The 17,146-nt window shown below is 62.7% G+C and carries 18 protein-coding genes and 1 tRNA gene; 8 read left to right on the top strand and 11 right to left on the bottom strand.

From position 1 onward, the window contains the following. The first annotated feature begins 179 nt into the window (after positions 1-179). The 8 genes from pilB to EKH80_RS08455 all read left to right on the top strand — a co-directional run bounded on the left by pilB (position 180) and on the right by EKH80_RS08455 (position 8,514). Positions 180-1,907 carry a type IV-A pilus assembly ATPase PilB gene (pilB, locus tag EKH80_RS08490; RefSeq protein WP_126684300.1) on the top strand — a complete coding sequence of 576 codons (1,728 nt, stop codon included), beginning with the start codon at positions 180-182 and terminating at the stop codon, positions 1,905-1,907. Between the two features lie 139 nt (positions 1,908-2,046). Next, positions 2,047-3,315 (top strand): type II secretion system F family protein, encoded by a 1,269-nt coding sequence (locus EKH80_RS08485; RefSeq protein WP_126684299.1) that lies wholly within the window; start codon positions 2,047-2,049, stop codon positions 3,313-3,315. 76 nt (positions 3,316-3,391) lie between these two features. Next, positions 3,392-4,249, top strand: coding sequence for a prepilin peptidase (locus tag EKH80_RS08480; protein WP_126684298.1), 858 nt, complete (start codon positions 3,392-3,394; stop codon positions 4,247-4,249). After that, the gene (gene coaE, locus EKH80_RS08475; RefSeq protein WP_126684297.1) at positions 4,246-4,866 is read left to right on the top strand and encodes a dephospho-CoA kinase; all 621 of its coding nucleotides are present in this window, start codon (positions 4,246-4,248) and stop codon (positions 4,864-4,866) included. Before EKH80_RS08480 ends, coaE begins: the two co-directional genes overlap by 4 nt. A gap of 169 nt (positions 4,867-5,035) precedes the next feature. Further along, complete coding sequence (locus tag EKH80_RS08470) at positions 5,036-6,796, top strand: glutamine--tRNA ligase/YqeY domain fusion protein (RefSeq protein ID WP_126684296.1); 1,761 nt, start codon at positions 5,036-5,038, stop codon at positions 6,794-6,796. Then, complete coding sequence (locus EKH80_RS08465) at positions 6,796-7,353, top strand: nucleoside deaminase (RefSeq protein ID WP_126684454.1); 558 nt, start codon at positions 6,796-6,798, stop codon at positions 7,351-7,353. The genes EKH80_RS08470 and EKH80_RS08465 overlap by 1 nt, the downstream gene beginning before the upstream one ends. After that, positions 7,350-8,084 carry a TVP38/TMEM64 family protein gene (locus tag EKH80_RS08460; protein ID WP_126684295.1) on the top strand — a complete coding sequence of 245 codons (735 nt, stop codon included), beginning with the start codon at positions 7,350-7,352 and terminating at the stop codon, positions 8,082-8,084. Before EKH80_RS08465 ends, EKH80_RS08460 begins: the two co-directional genes overlap by 4 nt. Before the next feature lie 130 nt (positions 8,085-8,214). Then, entirely contained in the window at positions 8,215-8,514 is a 300-nt protein-coding gene (locus EKH80_RS08455; RefSeq protein WP_126684294.1) for an addiction module antidote protein, read from the top strand. A 194-nt stretch (positions 8,515-8,708) separates the two neighbouring features. On the opposite strand, the gene EKH80_RS08450 is transcribed toward EKH80_RS08455, so the two are convergent. The 11 genes from EKH80_RS08450 to ruvB form a co-directional block, all read right to left on the bottom strand. Next, positions 8,709-8,784 (bottom strand) — tRNA-Lys (locus EKH80_RS08450). A 68-nt stretch (positions 8,785-8,852) separates the two neighbouring features. Next, positions 8,853-9,530, bottom strand: a complete 678-nt coding sequence (queC, locus tag EKH80_RS08445; RefSeq protein ID WP_126684293.1) for a 7-cyano-7-deazaguanine synthase QueC — start codon at positions 9,528-9,530, stop codon at positions 8,853-8,855. A 261-nt stretch (positions 9,531-9,791) separates the two neighbouring features. After that, a complete protein-coding gene (gene queE, locus EKH80_RS08440) occupies positions 9,792-10,469 on the bottom strand; it encodes a 7-carboxy-7-deazaguanine synthase QueE (RefSeq protein WP_126684453.1) in 678 nt (225 codons plus the stop codon). Positions 10,470-10,494: 25 nt separating this feature from the next. Further along, positions 10,495-11,229: a tol-pal system protein YbgF gene (gene ybgF, locus EKH80_RS08435; protein WP_329955475.1), complete on the bottom strand. Its 735-nt coding sequence runs from the start codon at positions 11,227-11,229 to the stop codon at positions 10,495-10,497. Between the two features lie 104 nt (positions 11,230-11,333). After that, positions 11,334-11,843, bottom strand: a complete 510-nt coding sequence (gene pal / locus EKH80_RS08430) for a peptidoglycan-associated lipoprotein Pal (protein WP_126684292.1) — start codon at positions 11,841-11,843, stop codon at positions 11,334-11,336. Positions 11,844-12,097: 254 nt separating this feature from the next. Next, a complete protein-coding gene (tolB, locus tag EKH80_RS08425; protein WP_126684291.1) occupies positions 12,098-13,417 on the bottom strand; it encodes a Tol-Pal system beta propeller repeat protein TolB in 1,320 nt (439 codons plus the stop codon). 8 nt (positions 13,418-13,425) lie between these two features. Continuing rightward, positions 13,426-14,364, bottom strand: coding sequence for a cell envelope integrity protein TolA (gene tolA / locus EKH80_RS08420; protein WP_126684290.1), 939 nt, complete (start codon positions 14,362-14,364; stop codon positions 13,426-13,428). Beyond that, positions 14,351-14,797, bottom strand: coding sequence for a protein TolR (gene tolR / locus EKH80_RS08415; protein WP_126684289.1), 447 nt, complete (start codon positions 14,795-14,797; stop codon positions 14,351-14,353). Before tolR ends, tolA begins: the two co-directional genes overlap by 14 nt. 13 nt (positions 14,798-14,810) lie before the next feature. After that, a complete protein-coding gene (gene tolQ / locus EKH80_RS08410) occupies positions 14,811-15,497 on the bottom strand; it encodes a protein TolQ (protein ID WP_126684288.1) in 687 nt (228 codons plus the stop codon). A gap of 56 nt (positions 15,498-15,553) precedes the next feature. Beyond that, positions 15,554-15,967 (bottom strand): tol-pal system-associated acyl-CoA thioesterase, encoded by a 414-nt coding sequence (gene ybgC / locus EKH80_RS08405; protein WP_126684287.1) that lies wholly within the window; start codon positions 15,965-15,967, stop codon positions 15,554-15,556. Next, positions 15,960-17,006 carry a Holliday junction branch migration DNA helicase RuvB gene (ruvB, locus tag EKH80_RS08400; protein ID WP_126684286.1) on the bottom strand — a complete coding sequence of 349 codons (1,047 nt, stop codon included), beginning with the start codon at positions 17,004-17,006 and terminating at the stop codon, positions 15,960-15,962. The genes ybgC and ruvB overlap by 8 nt, the downstream gene beginning before the upstream one ends. Positions 17,007-17,146: the final 140 nt, after the last annotated feature.

Genomic DNA, 17,146 nt, shown 5'->3' with positions numbered 1-17,146 from the left:
AAAAGCCAGCTCCAGCGTTCAGGGCGGCCTTGTCTGGCCCCCGGCCAGGGCCGGCCGAGCGATGTGCCTGACCTTAATTGACGAACCGCAAGGGTTGAAAAACCGGCCCAAGTCGATAGCCTGTGGTTCCGATGTGCGCTAAATTCGAGACCGATCAGGGGACTTAGGTAGGTTTTGTCATGTCATCGCAGCCGCAGCCCACCGCACTTGGCCTGTCCGGACTGGCCCGCCGGCTCGTGTCCGAGGGCCTGTTGCCAGAAGCCGATGTCCGCAAGGCCGTCGTCGAGTCAGGTCAGCAGAAGAAAACGCTGACGGGATGGCTATTGGACCAGGGCCTGGTCGACAACAACCGACTGACCCAGATCGCCTCGGCGGAATTCGGCATGCCGATTTTCGACGTTTCGGCCCTGGCCCCGTCCAGCATGCCGACCAATCTGATCAGCCAGGAGCTGATGACCAAGCACCAGGCCCTGCCCATGATGAAGCGCGGCAAGCGCCTGTTCGTGGGCATTGCCGACCCCATGCAGCTTCACGCCCTGGACGAGATCAAATTCCACTCCAATTGCATGGTGGAACCGGTCCTGGTTGAGCGGGCGCAGCTCAGTCGTGCCATCGAAACCACCATTAGCACGCTCAACAACGTAACGCCGGATTTGGGTGGTGGCGACCTCGACGATCTAGCGCTGGAAACGGTGGACGAAGACGGCGAGTCGAGTGTGGGTGGTTACGACGCCACCGCCGGCGACGATGCCCCGGTGGTGAAATTCGTCAACAAGATCCTGGTGGACGCCATTCGCCGTGGCGCTTCGGACATCCACTTCGAGCCCTATGAAAACCAGTATCGCGTCCGCCTGCGTATGGATGGCATGCTGCGCGCCGTCGCGAGTCCGCCGACAAAGCTGGCCAACCGCATCTCCTCGCGCTTGAAAGTGATGGCGGGCCTGGATATCGCCGAGCGCCGCGTACCGCAGGACGGCCGTATCAAGCTCAACCTGTCCAAGAGCCATGCCATGGACTTCCGTATGAGCACGCTGCCGACCCTGTTTGGCGAGAAGATCGTGCTGCGTATCCTGGATAGTTCCTCAGCCAAGCTGGGCATCGACAAGCTGGGTTACGAAGACTGGCAAAAGAAGCTCTATCTGGAGGCCATTCACAAACCCTACGGCATGGTGCTGGTGACCGGCCCTACCGGTTCGGGCAAGACGGTTTCGCTGTATACCGCGCTGAATATTCTCAACACGGCGGAACGCAACATTTCCACCGTGGAAGACCCGGTGGAAATCCGCGTGGAGGGCATCAACCAGGTCCAGCAGAACGTCAAGCGCGGCATGACCTTTGCGGCGGCCCTGCGCTCGTTCCTGCGTCAGGACCCGGACGTGATCATGGTGGGCGAAATCCGCGACCTGGAGACGGCGGAAATCGCCATCAAGGCCGCCCAGACCGGCCACATGGTGCTGTCTACCCTACATACCAACGATGCGCCGCAGACCATCTCCCGCCTGATGAACATGGGCATCCCGCCTTATAGCATCACCTCGTCCGTCAGCCTGGTGATCGCCCAGCGCCTGGCACGACGCCTGCATAGCTGCAAGAAGCGGATCGAATGGCCGCCGCAGGTTCTGTTGTCTGCAGGCTTTACCCAGCAGGACATCGATGCGGGCATGGAGCTTTACGATGCCGTAGGCTGTCCCGACTGCAACGAGGGCTACAAGGGACGTGTGGGTATCTACCAGGTCATGCCGATGGTGGAGGAGATCCAGAAAATCGTGCTGGAGGGCGGCAATGCCTTGCAGATTGCCGAAGTGGCGCAGAGGATAGGCGTCAACGATCTGCGCCAGTCGGCCTTGCTGAAAGTGAAGGCCGGGGTGACCAGCCTTGCGGAAATCGATCGCGTGACCAAGGATTGAGGAAGATCGCGACCGTTTTCATACCAGACTTGCGCGGGAGGCCACGAAATTGGCCCACCAAGTACCGTAAGCTGGGGATTGTCTCGCCTGCCGCCTCGACATCGTGGCGCCGGGTCCGATCATTGGGGGATTAGACACCATGGCCACGGCTACCGCTGCCACCAAGAACACCCGACAACAGGCTGCCCAGCGCGCGCAGATCACCCAGATGCCTACCTTCGAATGGGTGGCGCTGGACAAGCGCGGCAAACGCATGACGGGCTCGATGGCTGCCAAGAATGGCACCCTGGTCAAGGCGGAGCTGCGGCGCCAGGGCATGAATCCGCAGACCGTCAAGGAGCGTAGTAAACCCCTGTTTGGCGGCTCCGGCGGCTCGGTGACGCCGCGTGACGTCGCGATCTTCAGCCGCCAGATCGCCACCATGATGGCCTCCGGCGTACCGATGGTGCAGTCCTTCGAGATCATCGCGGACGGCCAGAAGAACGCGCGCTTCAAGACGATGCTCACCGACGTCAAGCAGAACATCGAAGGCGGTGCATCCCTGAACGAGGCGCTGGGTCAATACCCAGTGCAGTTCGACGAGCTGTACCGGAACTTGGTACGTGCCGGCGAAGCAGCCGGTGTGCTCGATACCATCCTTGACACCGTCGCTACCTACAAGGAAAAGACCGAGGCGATCAAGGCCAAGATCAAGAAGGCACTGTTCTATCCGATCATGGTACTGGTGGTTGCCTTCGTCGTGTGCATGATCATGCTGCTGTTCGTGGTGCCGGTCTTTGCCAAAACCTTCCAGGACGCCGGCGCCCAATTGCCCGCGCCGACCCAGGTCATCGTCTCGGCATCGCAGTTCATGCAGAGCTACTGGTGGGTCGTAGTGTTCGGCATAGCCGGAGGCATTTTCGCCATCGTGATGGCCAAGAAGCGCTCGGTGAAATTTGCTCACTTCCTTGAGCGGGTCACGCTCCGGCTTCCGGTGATGGGAAACATCCTCCGTCAATCTGCCATCGCACGTTTCTCGCGCACGCTGGGCGTTACCTTCAAGGCCGGCGTTCCGCTGGTCGAGGCAATGGATGCCGTGGCGGGAGCTACGGGCAGCGTGGTCTATGGGCAAGCCGTGCGCCAGATGCGCGAAGACGTCGCGGTAGGCCATCAATTGCAATTGGCCATGCGGCAGACCGGCCTGTTTCCCAACATGGTCGTGCAGATGGTCGCCATCGGCGAAGAATCCGGCGCCCTGGACCATATGCTGTTCAAATGCGCCGAGTTCTACGAAGAAGAAGTCAACAACGCGGTCGACACGCTGGCCTCCCTGCTCGAACCGCTGATGATGGTGATTCTGGGCATCCTGGTAGGTGGCATGGTCATTGCGTTGTACCTGCCGATCTTCAAGCTCGCCGCCACCGTCTAACCAAAACCAATCACGCGCCACATGGTTGCCGCCTGTCGGCGATAATGTGGCGCGTTTTCATGACCACGGTTCACGCATGCCCGATTTTCCGCTGACAGTCTGGATCGTTATCGCAGGCATACTGGGCCTGATCGTCGGCAGCTTTCTCAACGTCGTGATTCTGCGGCTGCCGGCCCGGCTGGATGCCTACTGGCGGCAGGAAGCCCATGACGTCCTGGGCCTGGAAGCTCCAGCGCAAACGCTGCCGCCCGGCATCGTGCGCGAAGGTTCGCATTGTCCTCATTGCAAGCACCCGCTGGCTGCGCGCGACAACATCCCCTTGTTCGGCTGGCTTCTGCTACGCGGCCGCTGCCGTTATTGCCATGCCCCCATTTCCATCCAATACCCGCTGATCGAGCTACTGACGGGGGTCCTCAGCGCGGTCGTCATCTGGAAATTCGGCCCTAACTGGGCCGGGCTCGCCGGGCTGTTTCTCACCTGGGCGTTGATTTCGCTATCGGGCATCGACTTCCGCACGCAGTTGCTGCCAGACCAGATCACCCTGCCCCTGTTGTGGGCCGGTTTGCTGCTGAGCCTGGTCCATCTTTTTATCGAGCCGCCAGCCTCCATCCTTGGCGCCGCCATCGGCTATCTCAGCCTCTGGAGCGTCTATTGGCTGTTCAAGCTACTCACCGGCAAGGAGGGCATGGGCTTTGGCGATTTCAAATTGCTCGCGGCACTGGGGGCCTGGATGGGGCCGATGTCACTGTTGCCGGTGATCCTGCTTTCTTCGCTCGTCGGGGCGCTGATAGGCGGTGCGTTGATCGCGCTGCGCAAGCATGGGCGCGAGGTACCGATGCCCTTCGGGCCGTTCATCGCCATTGCGGGCTGGGTCTGGTTCGTCGCCGGCGAGCAACTCTGGCACGCCTATATGGGCTTCACCGGAATGCGATGAGCAAGGGCGTGCCGTTTGCGGTAGCGCTCACCGGCGGTATCGCCGCTGGCAAGAGTGCGGTGGAGCAACGCTTCAAGGCACATGGCGTGCATGTGTATGACGCCGACCAAGCGTCACGGGTGGTGGTGCAGCCGGGCAGCGATGGTCTGCAGGCGATCGTGGATGCATTCGGCCGCGAGGTGCTTGATTCGCATGGACGGCTCGACCGGCCGCGGATGCGCGCGCGCGTGTTTTCCGATCCTGAAGCGCGCAAGACGCTCGAAGCCATCGTGCATCCGCGAGTACGCCAATGGATGCTGGAACAAGTGCAGGTGGACGAAGGGCCGTACGTGATGCTGGCCATTCCGCTGCTGGCCGAAAACATCGGGCACTATCGCTGGGTAGACCGTATCGTGGTGGTGGACGTGCCGGAGACTGTCCAACTGCAACGCCTGGTGCTGCGCGATGGCATGGACGAAGACTTGGGCCTGCGCATCCTCGCCACCCAAGCCTCCCGCACCGCTCGCCTGGGGCTGGCGGACGACGTGATCGACAACAGTGGCCCCGAATCCGCCCTGGAGTCCCAGGTGGCCGCCCTGCATCAGCGTTACCTGGCGATGGCAGCCGCCCGCTGCTGAGAGGCCGCGCCTTGTGGCTGTGTAGGCTGGGATGGGCATCCCGGCATCGGGATGCCGCATGGAAAGCTGGGATTGTCATCCCAGCCTAGGCGCTGAACGCCTGCAGTTCCGTAAATTCTTCCAGCGGTTAAACTTGGGTGTTTCCGCTACTTCTGCGAAGTCTGACCCGATGTCCACTCCGACCGCTGTCGCCAAGCCTGCCGCCACACCCGAAAACGACGCGCCACGCGATTTCATCCGCCAGATCATTCGCGAGGACCTGTCCAGCGGCAAGCACACGGCCATCCGCACGCGCTTCCCGCCGGAACCCAACGGCTACCTGCACGTCGGCCACGCCAAGGCGATCTGCCTGGATTTCGGCATCGCCCGCGAATTTGCCGGCTGGTGCAATCTGCGCCTGGACGACACCAACCCCGGCAAGGAAGACCCGGAATTCGTCGAGGGCATCAAGGACGACGTGCGCTGGCTGGGCTACGAGTGGCACGACCTGCGCCATGCCTCCGACTACTTCGAGGTGTTCTACCGCGCCGCCCTCAAGCTCATCCAGGACGGCCAGGCGTACGTGGACGACCTCAGCCCGGAGGAAATGCGTGAGTACCGTGGCACTCTGACCGAGCCGGGCCGCAATTCGCCGTACCGCGACCGCAGCGTGGAAGAAAGCCTGAGCCTGTTCCGGCGCATGCGAGCGGGTGAATTCCCGGACGGCAGCAAGACGCTGCGCGCCAGGATCGACATGGCTTCCGGCAACATGAACATGCGCGATCCGGCGATCTACCGCATCCGCACCGTCACTCATCAGAACACCGGCGACGAGTGGCCGATCTATCCGATGTACGACTACGCGCACTGCCTCTCCGACGTTCTGGAAGGCATTACCCACTCGCTGTGCACGCTGGAGTTCGAGGATCACCGCCCGCTCTACGACTGGTTCGTGGACAAAGTCGACCTGCCTAGCCACCCGGAACTGTGGGAACACATGCGCCAGGCCGGCTTCCACACCGAACCGGCCAAGCCACGCCAAATCGAGTTCTCGCGCCTCAACCTCAGCTACTGCATCACCAGCAAGCGCAAGCTGGCCCAGTTGGTGAACGAGGGCCTGGTCGACGGCTGGGACGACCCGCGCATGAACACCCTGCGCGGCCTGCGCCGCCGTGGTTTCACGCCGGGTGGCATTCGCCTCCTGATCGAGCGCCTGGGCGTAAGCAAGCAGAACAGCGTGATCGATTACGCCATCCTTGAGAACTGCGTGCGTGAAGACCTGGACGCCAGCGCGCCACGCCGGATGGCCGTGATCGATCCGCTCAGGCTGGTGATCACCAACCTGCCGGACGCTCACGAGGAATCGCTGAGCTTCTCCAACCACCCCAAGGATGAGAGCTTCGGCTCGCGCCAGGTACCGTTTTCACGCGAGCTGTGGATCGAGCGCGAGGATTTCGCCGAGGTGCCGCCGAAAGGCTTCCATCGCCTGAAACCCGAAGGCGAGGTTCGCCTACGCGGGGTGGGCATCGTGAAGTGCGTTGAGGTCATCAAAGCCGCCGACGGCAGCGTGAGCGAAGTGCGTTGCACGCTTGATCCCGAATCGCGCTCCGGCATGCCCGGCGCGGACCGCAAGGTCAAGGGCACCATCCACTGGGTCAGCGCCAGGCATGGCGTTGCGGCCGAGATCCGCCTGTACGATCGCCAGTTCAACGTACCGACGCCAGACGACGAAAGCGACGGCAAGAGCTGGATCGAGCACATCAACCCGGACGCCAAGCGCATCGTGCGCGGCTGGCTGGAGCCTGCCGCGGCCGCGGCGGCGCCCGAGCAGCGCTATCAGTTCGAGCGCCTGGGCTACTTCGTGGCGGATCGCCTGGATCATCGCGCGGAGGTGCCGGTGTTCAACCGCGCGGTGACCCTGCGCGACACCTGGGCCAAGCAAAGCGCATGATGTTGCCGCTGCAGATCCACCTCACCCTGCCGCCCTGGATCGAAGAAGCCGCCGACACCAGCCGGCGCTATCTGACAGACGAGGAGCGCGTGAGGCTGGCGATCGAGCTGTCGCGTCGCAATATCGAACACGGCCAGGGCGGCCCATTTGGCGCCGCCGTGTTCGATGAGCATGGGCGCCTGATCGCGGCAGCGGTCAACCGCGTCATTCCACAGAGCTGCTCGGTAGCCCACGCCGAAATGCTGGCCTACATGGCCGCCCAGCAGCGCCTGGCCAGCTACCGCCTGAACGAACAGGGCGGCCACTACACGCTCGCCACCAGCGCGCAGCCCTGCTGCCAGTGCTACGGTGCCACCTTCTGGGCCGGCGTCGACACCCTGCTGATCGGCGCACGCGGAGAGGATGTGGAAGCACTCACCAGCTTCGACGAGGGCCCGCTGCCGGCCGACTGGGCAGGTGAACTGGAACGTCGTGGCATCACGGTTCGGCGCGACATCCTGCGCGACCAGGCGCGCGCGGTACTGGCTGAATACGGTGCCAGGGGAGAGAGCTATTGAACCGGCTGCGCGCGACCCTGCCACTATTGCTGCTGATAGCGGCGGGGATGGTGTTGCTCACTTCAGGGGTGTTCGATCGCGTCCATCCCGAGCAGTTGGTCGCGCACCAGCACGAAATGCGCGCGAGCATTGCCGAGCATCCCTGGATGAGCCGGCTCGTTTATGTCGGCTTGCTGGTGCTGGCGACGTGCACGGGTGTACCGGTGACCATCGTGCTGATCCTGGCCGGCGGATTCGCGTTCGGCATCCTTGAAGGCACTACTTATTCTTCGATCGGGCTCACCTTGGGCTCGCTCATCCTGTTCCTCGCCAGCCGCTACGCGTTTGGTACCGGCAGCAAGCATCCGCCTGCCATAGTGGAGAAGCTGCATCACGGCTTCGAACGCCACCCTAAGGTCTACACGCTGTTCCTGCGTCTCGTGCCGGTGGCACCGTTCGGCCTGATCACCATGGCGCTTGCCTGGCTGCGTTGCCCGCTGTGGTTGTTCCTGGGCGCCACCTGGTTCGGCGGCACCGTCATGCTGGTCTTCGAGACCTCGGTGGGTGCCGGCCTCGGGCGTGCGCTGGCCCACGGACAGAAGCTGGGTCTTGGCCTGATCTTCGATCCTAGCGTGATTGCGCCACTTTGTGTGTTGGCACTGCTTTCGCTGGTGCCGCTGGCCATGGAGCGGCTCAAGTCGCGCTGGCATCCGTCGGCGTCACATACGGATGACGCGGGGAACCGCTCCTGAGGCGGGTTGTTGTAAGCCTCCGTCTCCCGTCTTTTGCAAGTTCTCACTACAGCGCGGCGATCCTCCGCCTGATGCCCGTGCGCCGGATACGCCGCCAGACTGCCATTCCCTGACGACTACGGGTAACGCCATGAGCAACCAGAACCTCGGGGCCGTTCCTTTCGATCTCGCGGACCACCTGCAGACACCAGAGGAAATGGCGCTCTATCTCGATGTCTGTATCGCTGCAAGCAATGGCGATGCGGCCTTCATTGCGAAAGCACTAGGCGACATTGCCCGCGCCCAAGGCATGTCCAGGGTTGCGCGTGATGCTGGTTTGTCTCGCAAGAGCCGTTGCAAGGCGCTATCGGGAGAAGGCAATCCTGATTTCGCCACCTTGCTCAAAGTGGTTCGAGCACTTGGTTTACGGCTACACGCTAGCGCTGCCTGAGCATGAATGACTTGCACGGCGATGGCGTAGGCGACGGGTAGGCTGGGATGACAATCCCAGCATCGCGTGCGCTGCAGCATGGCGATGCTGGGTTTCGCAACCCAGCCTACGCAACCGCCTTCCACGCAGGCCGAGCGCCCGTTTTCAGGGCAAAAAGAAACCCGCAAAGGCGTTTCGCCTTGCGGGTTTGCAGTTGGTGGGCCGTGACAGATTCGAACTGTCGACCAACGGATTAAAAGTCCGCTGCTCTACCGGCTGAGCTAACGGCCCGTAAAAAAGTGAGTTGGTAATTTTATGGGCTGAAGCTCCCGGGCACAAGCGATGCCGGCAGCGACAGCTCAGATGTAGCGGGTGGGATCGGGCAGGCCAGCCTCACGGAAGCCCTGCGCACGCAAGCGGCAGGCATCGCAGCGACCGCAAGCGCGCCCTTCGGCATCGGCCTGGTAGCAGCTCACCGTGGCGGAGAAGTCCACCCCCAGGCGCTGGCCCTCGCGGGCGATGTCGGCCTTGCTCATTGCCATCAGCGGCGCGTGGACGCGGATGCCAGCGCCTTCCACGCCGGCCTTGGTGGCTACATTGGCAAGCCGCTCGAAGGCCTCGACGAAGGCCGGGCGACAGTCCGGGTAACCGGAATAATCCACGGCATTGACGCCGCACCAGATGTCGGTGGAACCCAGCACTTCGGCCCAGCCCAGCGCCACTGAAAGCATGATGGTGTTGCGCGCCGGCACATAGGTAACGGGAATGCCGTCACCGCCCTGCTCGGGCACCTCGATGTCCGCCGTGAGCGCGGAGCCGCCGATGCTGCGCAGATCCACGTGCACGGTCTTGTGTTCGACCGCGCCGAGCATGCGCGCGACACGCGCAGCCGCGTCCAGCTCGGAACTGTGGCGCTGGCCATAGGCAACGCTCAGTGCGTGAACCTCATAACCCTGTTCGCGCGCGAGGGCGATGGTGACAGCCGAATCCATGCCTCCGGAAACGAGGATGACGGCCTTGCGGGTGGTGGATGACATAGGGCAATCCCAATGCAGAAGAACGGCCGGTCACCGGCCGGGAACGCTGCCGGCAACACAGGCCGGGGCGCAGGTTTATCTTTCCCCAGGCTCGAGGAAGCTTCACACCGTCATTCCGGCGCAGGCCGGAATCCAGTCAAATATGACGTGCGAAGCACACGATTTAAAGGCTTTGCGTGCTGCGCACAACGTATTCAACTGGATTCCGGCCTGCGCCGGAATGACGACTGGGCAAGTGAACACACCCCGTAAGCAGGGGCGCTAATGCCCCGGCGCGTCATTCCACAGCAGCTTGTGCAACTGCAGCTGAAAACGCACCGGCAATTTGTCTTCGATGATCCATTCCGCCAGCACGCGCGGCTCGACGGCCCCATGCACGGGCGAGAACAACACCATGCAGCGCGCATCGAGGCTATGTTTAGCCACCACGTCGCGCGCCCATTCGTAATCGGCACGGCTGGCGATCACGATCTTCAGCTGGTCATGCGGCAGCAGATGATCGAGGTTGGACCAAAGATTGCGCTGCGCCTCACCGGAATCCGGCGCCTTCAGATCCATCACCTTGCGCACGCGCGGATCGACAGCGGCAACATCCAGCGCGCCGGATGTTTCCAACGAGACTTCGTAACCGGCATCGCAGAGCCTGCGCAGCAAGATCAGGCAACGCTTCTGCGCCAGCGGCTCACCGCCCGTCACGCATACGTGGGAGGCGCCATGCGAAGCGACCTCGGCGAGTATGCTGTCCATATCACGCCAGTTGCCGCCATAGAACGAATACTCGGTATCGCACCACACGCAGCGCAGCGGGCAGCCGGTGAGGCGCACGAAGACAGTGCGCCAGCCGATCGCATCGGCTTCGCCCTGGATCGAATGAAAGATCTCGGTGATGCGCAGGCGCTCGGCCGCAGGCTGGGCCGACGTGGCGGTTTCCACGTTCATCGGACTGCCGCTCACCGCCCTACCCTCACCGAGCCGTCTGTGGAGAGAGACGGTGCAGGCGCTCCTGGGCCAGCTTGGCCGCATTGGAGTTGGGATATTTGCTCACCACCGACTTCAGCGTGGCGACCCCTTCTTCGGTCTGCTTCATTTCCAGCTGGCTGTAGCCAAGCTTGAGTGTGGCATCCGCTGCTTTTTCGCTCTGCGGGTACTGGCTCAACAGATGTTTGAACGCTTCCACGGCAACCTGGTAGTTGGTGGTGGCGTAGTACGACTCACCCAGCCAATAGAACGCATTCGGCGTAAGCGTGTCGTTGGGATATTTCTGGATGAACTCGCGAAAGCCGCGCGACGAGGCTACGTAATCGCCTGCGCGCAGCGACTTGAACGCGGTGTTGTAGGCATTGAGGGCGGCGGCTTTCTCGGCGGCCGATTCGGCCGGAGCCGCAGGCGCTGCCGGTTGCGCAACGGAAGCCGCGTTGCCGGGCACCGATACGTTTGCTGGGGCCAGGCTGGTGGTTGCGGGCGCCGGGCTGGCGCTGCCCTGCTTTTCGATTCGACCGACACGGCTGTCCAGGTCGCCGTATTGGGTCTTGGTCTGATCCTGCAGCAACTGCACCTGATGCTGCAGTTCTTCGATCTGGCCCTGCATCTGCTGCATCATCGACTGCATCTGCTGCAGTTGATTGAGCTGATTGACCTTGTTCTGGTCCTGGCCTTGCTGTTGCTGTTCCAGACGCGCGACGCGGTCGGCCAGGCTCATGGGAGAACTCTGGGCGTGCGCGGGCGCCATAAACAGCATGGCGGACGCCAGGGCGCCCGCCATGCTGAGATTGGCTGAGAAACGCTTAGCCAACCGAATCACCATCAGGTCGCCGTGTAGACGATCTCAACGCGACGGTTCTTGCTCCAGCAATCCTCATTGTGCTCGCGGCACACGGGCTTTTCCTTGCCGTAGCTGATCACGCTGACCTGGCTGGCGGAACCGCCGTTGGCCTGCAGCGCGCTGGACACGGCGTTGGCACGACGCTCGCCCAGGCCGAGGTTGTATTCACGCGTACCACGCTCGTCGGCGTTGCCTTCCAGGCGCATGCGCGAGGTCGGCACGTCCTGCAGGAACTTGGCATGGCACTGCATGATCTGCTGGAACTCCGGCTTCACTTCGTCCTTGTCGAAGTCGAAGTAGACAACGCGCTGCTTCAGGCAAGCGTCGGTGTCGAGGTCGGCCGCGGTGTACTTGTTAGCGCCGGGCTGGGCCGGGGTGACCGCCTGGGTTTCCTGCGGCGGAGTCGTGGGCTTCGTTTCCTGCTTCTTGGTACAGGCGGCCGCACCGACACAGAGCAGGGCGACCAGGGCGATACGAGCGGTCTTATTCATGGGTGACGTTCCTTCAAACGGGTTTGATTTCCGACAGTCAATGACGATTGCGGTTACGGGACAGCCATCGCCGGTATACCGGCTGTTGTTTTATTTTTTCTTGCACTTTCAAACCATGGCCACGCATTGTACTGCACAGGCCAGTAAAACAGGCATGGCAAACCACCACGCCGGTCATGGCCGGAGCACTCTCGTACCCCAGGCCCTCTTCGGGTCATCCGGCCGTGGTTTTAGGGTCGCACGGCCGGGTCGGATCACTGCTTGCGATAAGGTCCCCAGGCCGACTCGCGGACGTTGCCATCGGCGAGCGCCAGACGCTGACGCACCATGCCGTCATTCGAAACGGCATACAGCACGTCTCGAGCTCCATCGGTGGCGGCGTAGATCAACATGCTGGCGTTTGGCGCGAAACTTGGCGATTCGTCAATCGGACCCGGCGAGATGAAGCGCAGCTGCCCACCCAGGCTCTGGTCCACGATGGCGATACGATACACGTTCCCGTTGGCCTGCACCATGGCAATCTGCTTGCCGTCATAGCTGACCGAGGCGTCCAGATTCTGCTGGCCCTGGAAGCTGATGCGCTCGGGCGTGCCGCCACCGGCCGAGACGCGGTAGATCTGCGGCTTGCCGGAGCGGTCTGAGGTGAAATAGATGCTCTGGCCATCCGCCGCCCAAACCGGCTCGGTATTGATGGCCATGCTGCGGGTCAGGCGGGTCTCCTGGCGGCTGCCCAGGTCCATCACGTAGATCTCGGGATTGCCGGTATAGGACAGGGACAAGGCAAGCTTGGTGCCATCCGGCGACCAGGCCGGCGCGCTGTTGATGCCCTTGGCGCGGCCCGAAATCAGCTGGCGAGCCCCGGTACCGATGTTCTGGATGTAGACCGCCGAGTTGCCGCTTTCGAACGACACGTAGGCGATGCGGCTGCCATCCGGCGACCACTTGGGCGACAGCAGCGCCTCGTGCGAGCGGGCCACCACCTGCGGGTTGTAGCCGTCCGAGTCGGCCACGATCAGCGAATAGTTGGCGCTGTTGCCGCTGCCGACCATGGTCACGTAGGCAATGCGTGTCCAGAACGCTCCAGGGATTCCGGTGATCTGCTGGAAGATCTTGTCCGCGATCTGGTGCGCGACATTACGCAGATCGCTGGTGGAAGCGGGCGACATGGCCTCACCCAGCAGGCGCTGCTGGCGGTTGACGTCCCACAGTTCGTATTCCACCGTCACCATGCCGTTGCCGGCATCCTTGATGCGGCCAATCACGATGTAGTCCTGCTTGAGCAGGCGCCAGGTCGCGAACTTGATGTCCGAGCCCTGGTTCGGCTGCTCGACGATTTCGCTCACCGCCAGCGAGCGGAATTTGCCGCAGCGGTTGAGATCGTTGCGGATCACGTCGGCAATGTCGGTGGGCAGCGGTGCACCTTGCTGGGCGAAGGGCACTACGGCCACCGGTGTGGCCGACTTGGTGCCGCCGACGATTTGCACGTTCAACGCCTGTGCAAAGGCCGGCCCCGTAACCAAGGCCGCGATCAGCAGCAGGATGAGGGTAACTAGTGATCGGGATGATCTGCGCATGGGAATGCTCACTGCGGAGTGAAAGTAAAGTCGAGTTCGCGCTGGAACACGCTTTCGAAGCCCTGATAAGGCAGCGGTTGCGCGCGTAGTACGGCATCTTCTACGGATTTCTTGCCGGCCGCGTCATACGGACAGCTGGACGATGCCCTGGCGCTCATCACGTTGCCACCGGGGCTCTGCACGATATGAACCACGCACGGAGCGTTCGGCATGTTATCCGGCCTGATCCAATTCTGCGTGACGGTGTTCCGAATTGCCGCCAGGTATTGCGACATCAGCGTGCTATTGGAGTTGTTGCCGGTCATGCGCTGGTCCGCGTTCGGCAGATTCTCCAAGCCATTGACCTTGGCGTTCTTCAGATCAGCCATCTGCTGCTTCGCTTGCTTGGCTTTGTTGTCCAACTTCTGCGTCTGCGCCGAAGCATTGTCGAGCTGCTTGAACAGCTCGTCGACCTTCTCTTGCTCGGCCTTCTTTTTGGCCGCCTGGGCGTCCAGCTCAGCCTGACGCTGGCGCTGCTTCTCCTCCTGCTCCTTCTTGGCGTTTTCTGCCTTCTGCAGGCCCTCTTGCGTCACCCTTTCCTGGTCCACCACGTCCGGGTGTTCCGGCGGCGGCGGCAACGGGCTCGGCTTGGGCACCACTACCGGCGGGGGCGGCGGCGGCGGCACGGAGGGCGGCGGCGGCACCGTATTCGGTACCGGCTTCACCTTCTCCGACTTCGGCGGCGGCGCAGCGGTATTGCCGATCAGCGTGGCCTCGATCACCGGACCGCTAAGCTGTAGCGGCGGCGGCGTACAGGTGATCGGGTTGGGCAGATGCAGTTCGGTGAGGAATTTCTCGTACGACGTACACGGCAACATGGCCAGGAACAGAAAGGCCACGATGCCCAGATGCAGCACGGCCGATAGCACGACCGCCAGGGGCGTGCCCTTGGGATTACGGTCTTCCATTCGGGCTGCCCGACTCCGGCGCACTCATCAAACCGACCTTGGCTACGCCAGCCTGCTGCAACAAGGCCAACACCTGATAGACGCCTTCATACTTGCCGTCGCGGTCGCCCGCGACCAGCACGCTCACGTCCGGATTCTGCTTGACGAACGCGCCAACCTTAACTTTGAGCGCATCCGCTTCGATCGGCTCTTTCTTGGTGGTGCCCAGGGTGAGGTACATGTGGCCCTGGTTGTCTACCGAGACGATCACCGGCTCCTTCTTGTCCTGCAGCGATTTGGCGTTGGCCTGCGGCAAGTTGACATCGACGTTGGCGTTGAGCATGGGCGCGGTGACCATGAAGATGATCAGCAGCACCAGCATCACGTCGATGTAGGGCACGACGTTGATCTCGGATTTGAGCTTTAAACGCTTGTGGCGCGCGGAACTGAGCATGGTCGCGGCCTCGTCAGTGGTTTTCGTCGATCTGGATCTGCCGTTGCAGCACCGAGGAGAATTCTTCCTGGAACACCTCGTAGCGCGAGGCGACACGCTCCACCTTGTTGGCGTAGCGGTTGTACGCCCAGACGGCCGGAATCGCGGCGAACAGGCCCATAGCGGTGGCGATCAGCGCCTCGGAGATGTGCGGCGCCACCACGGCAATGGTGACGTCCTTCATTTCACCCAGGCCCTGGAAGGCGCCCATGATGCCCCACACGGTGCCGAACAGGCCCACATACGGGCTGATCGAGCCCACGTTGGCGAGGAATTCCAGGTTGCGCTCCAGCGTGCCGACCTCCTTGGTGCCGGCCACGCGCATCGCGCGTTCGGACCCCTCGATCACCGTGCGCACATCGGCACCGCGGCGCTGGCGCTGCCGCACGAATTCGCGAAAGCCCGATTCGAAGATGCTCTCCATGCCGCCGGTGTCGCCGCCGTTGTTGCTCACTTCGCGGAACAGCTGCGCCAGGTCTGCGCCGGACCAGAAGCGCTCCTCGAAGGATTCGGCGTTCTGCATCGCGGCCTTGAGCTGCGCATACTTGCGCAGGATGATCACCCAGGACAGGAAGGAGAACACCAGCAACGCCAGCATCACCAGCTTCACTGGCCAGCTTGCGTCCGAAACGATCTCAAATACGTTCAATCCACCGTTCATGGGTTGGGGGCTCTCCACCGCGTAGGGCTATTACCTGGCTTGGGGCCGAACAGGGATCAACCCTGACCGATCCGGCCTATGATGTCTTCCGGGATCCGGGCCGGCTGCATCCTTGCCAGATCCACGCAAGCCGCACGTACTTGCGCCTGGATCAGCACGGCGCCATCCGCCCGGGTAATCGATTGTGCGAAAAGAATACTGGCTGAACGCCGTTCTTTGACTTCCACCGCCACCGCCAGTTCATCGTCCAGCAGGGCGGGCCGGAGGAAATCGATCTCCATCCGGTGCACCATGAAGGCCAGCCCGGTCGCCTGCTTGAACGCCAGCTGATCGACGCCCAGCCGGCGCAGCCATTCCGTGCGGGCCCGCTCCATGAAGCGCAGATAGCTGGCGTGGTACACCACGCCGCCGGCGTCGGTGTCTTCCCAGTACACGCGTACCGGCCAGGCAAAGGGCTGGGAATCAGACATCGGGACCGCCCTGGAACAAATCGCCCGGCTGCGGCTGTCGCGGGGGTGGCGTAAGCCCGAGGTGCCGCCAGCCCTTGGCGCTGGCCATGCGGCCACGCGCCGTGCGCACCAGGAAGCCTTGCTGGATCAGATAGGGTTCGACTACGTCTTCCAGCGTGCCACGGTCTTCGCTGAGCGCGGCAGCCAGTGACTCCACGCCTACCGGGCCGCCATCGAAGTTCTCAATGATGGTGGCGAGCAGGCGGCGGTCCAGCTCGTCGAAACCCTCGGCGTCGACCTTGAGCATCTCCATCGCGGCCTGTGCCGCCGCGCGCGTGATCTGTCCCCCTGCGCGCACTTCCGCGTAGTCGCGCACGCGGCGCAACAGGCGATTGGCGATGCGCGGCGTACCACGCGAACGCCGCGCGATTTCCTGCGCGCCATCCACTTCGCAGGGGATGCCGAGGATGCGTGCCGAGCGGCGCACGATCGCGGCGAGTTCATCGGGCGAATAGAACTCCAGGCGCTGCACGATGCCGAAACGGTCACGCAAGGGCGCGGTCAGCAGACCCGCGCGCGTGGTGGCGCCAATCAGGGTGAACGGCGGCAAATCCAGCTTGATCGAACGCGCGGCCGGACCTTCGCCGATCATGATGTCGATCTGGAAATCCTCCATCGCCGGATAGAGCACTTCCTCCACTACCGGCGAAAGGCGATGGATCTCGTCGACGAACAGCACGTCGTTCTTTTCGAGATTGGTCAGCAGCGCGGCCAGATCACCGGCGCGCTCCAGCACCGGACCGGAAGTGGAGCGGAGGTTCACACCCAGTTCGTTGGCAATGACATGGCTCAGCGTGGTCTTGCCCAGGCCGGGCGGCCCGAAGATCAGCACATGATCGAGCGCGCCACCGCGCCGCTTCGCCGCTTCGATGTAGATCGACAGCTGCTCGCGCACCGCCTGCTGACCCAGGTATTCGTTGAGCCGCTTGGGGCGGATCGAAGCCTCCAGCGCTTCATCGTCGAGCTGAGAGGCGGCAGTGATGATGCGGTGATCGGACATGATGCGATTATGGCTGAGCGCAGGGGTTTAGTGGGTAGGCTGGGATGACAATCCCAGCATCGCTGCGGGTGCGTGCATGGCAATGCTGGGTTTCGCAACCCAGCCTACCATTGGCATCCTGAGCCTACGCGGCAGCCACG

This window comes from Dyella choica, from assembly GCF_003977665.1.
GTDB lineage: Bacteria > Pseudomonadota > Gammaproteobacteria > Xanthomonadales > Rhodanobacteraceae > Dyella_B > Dyella_B choica.
This window is presented reverse-complemented; position numbering and strand designations above follow the sequence as displayed.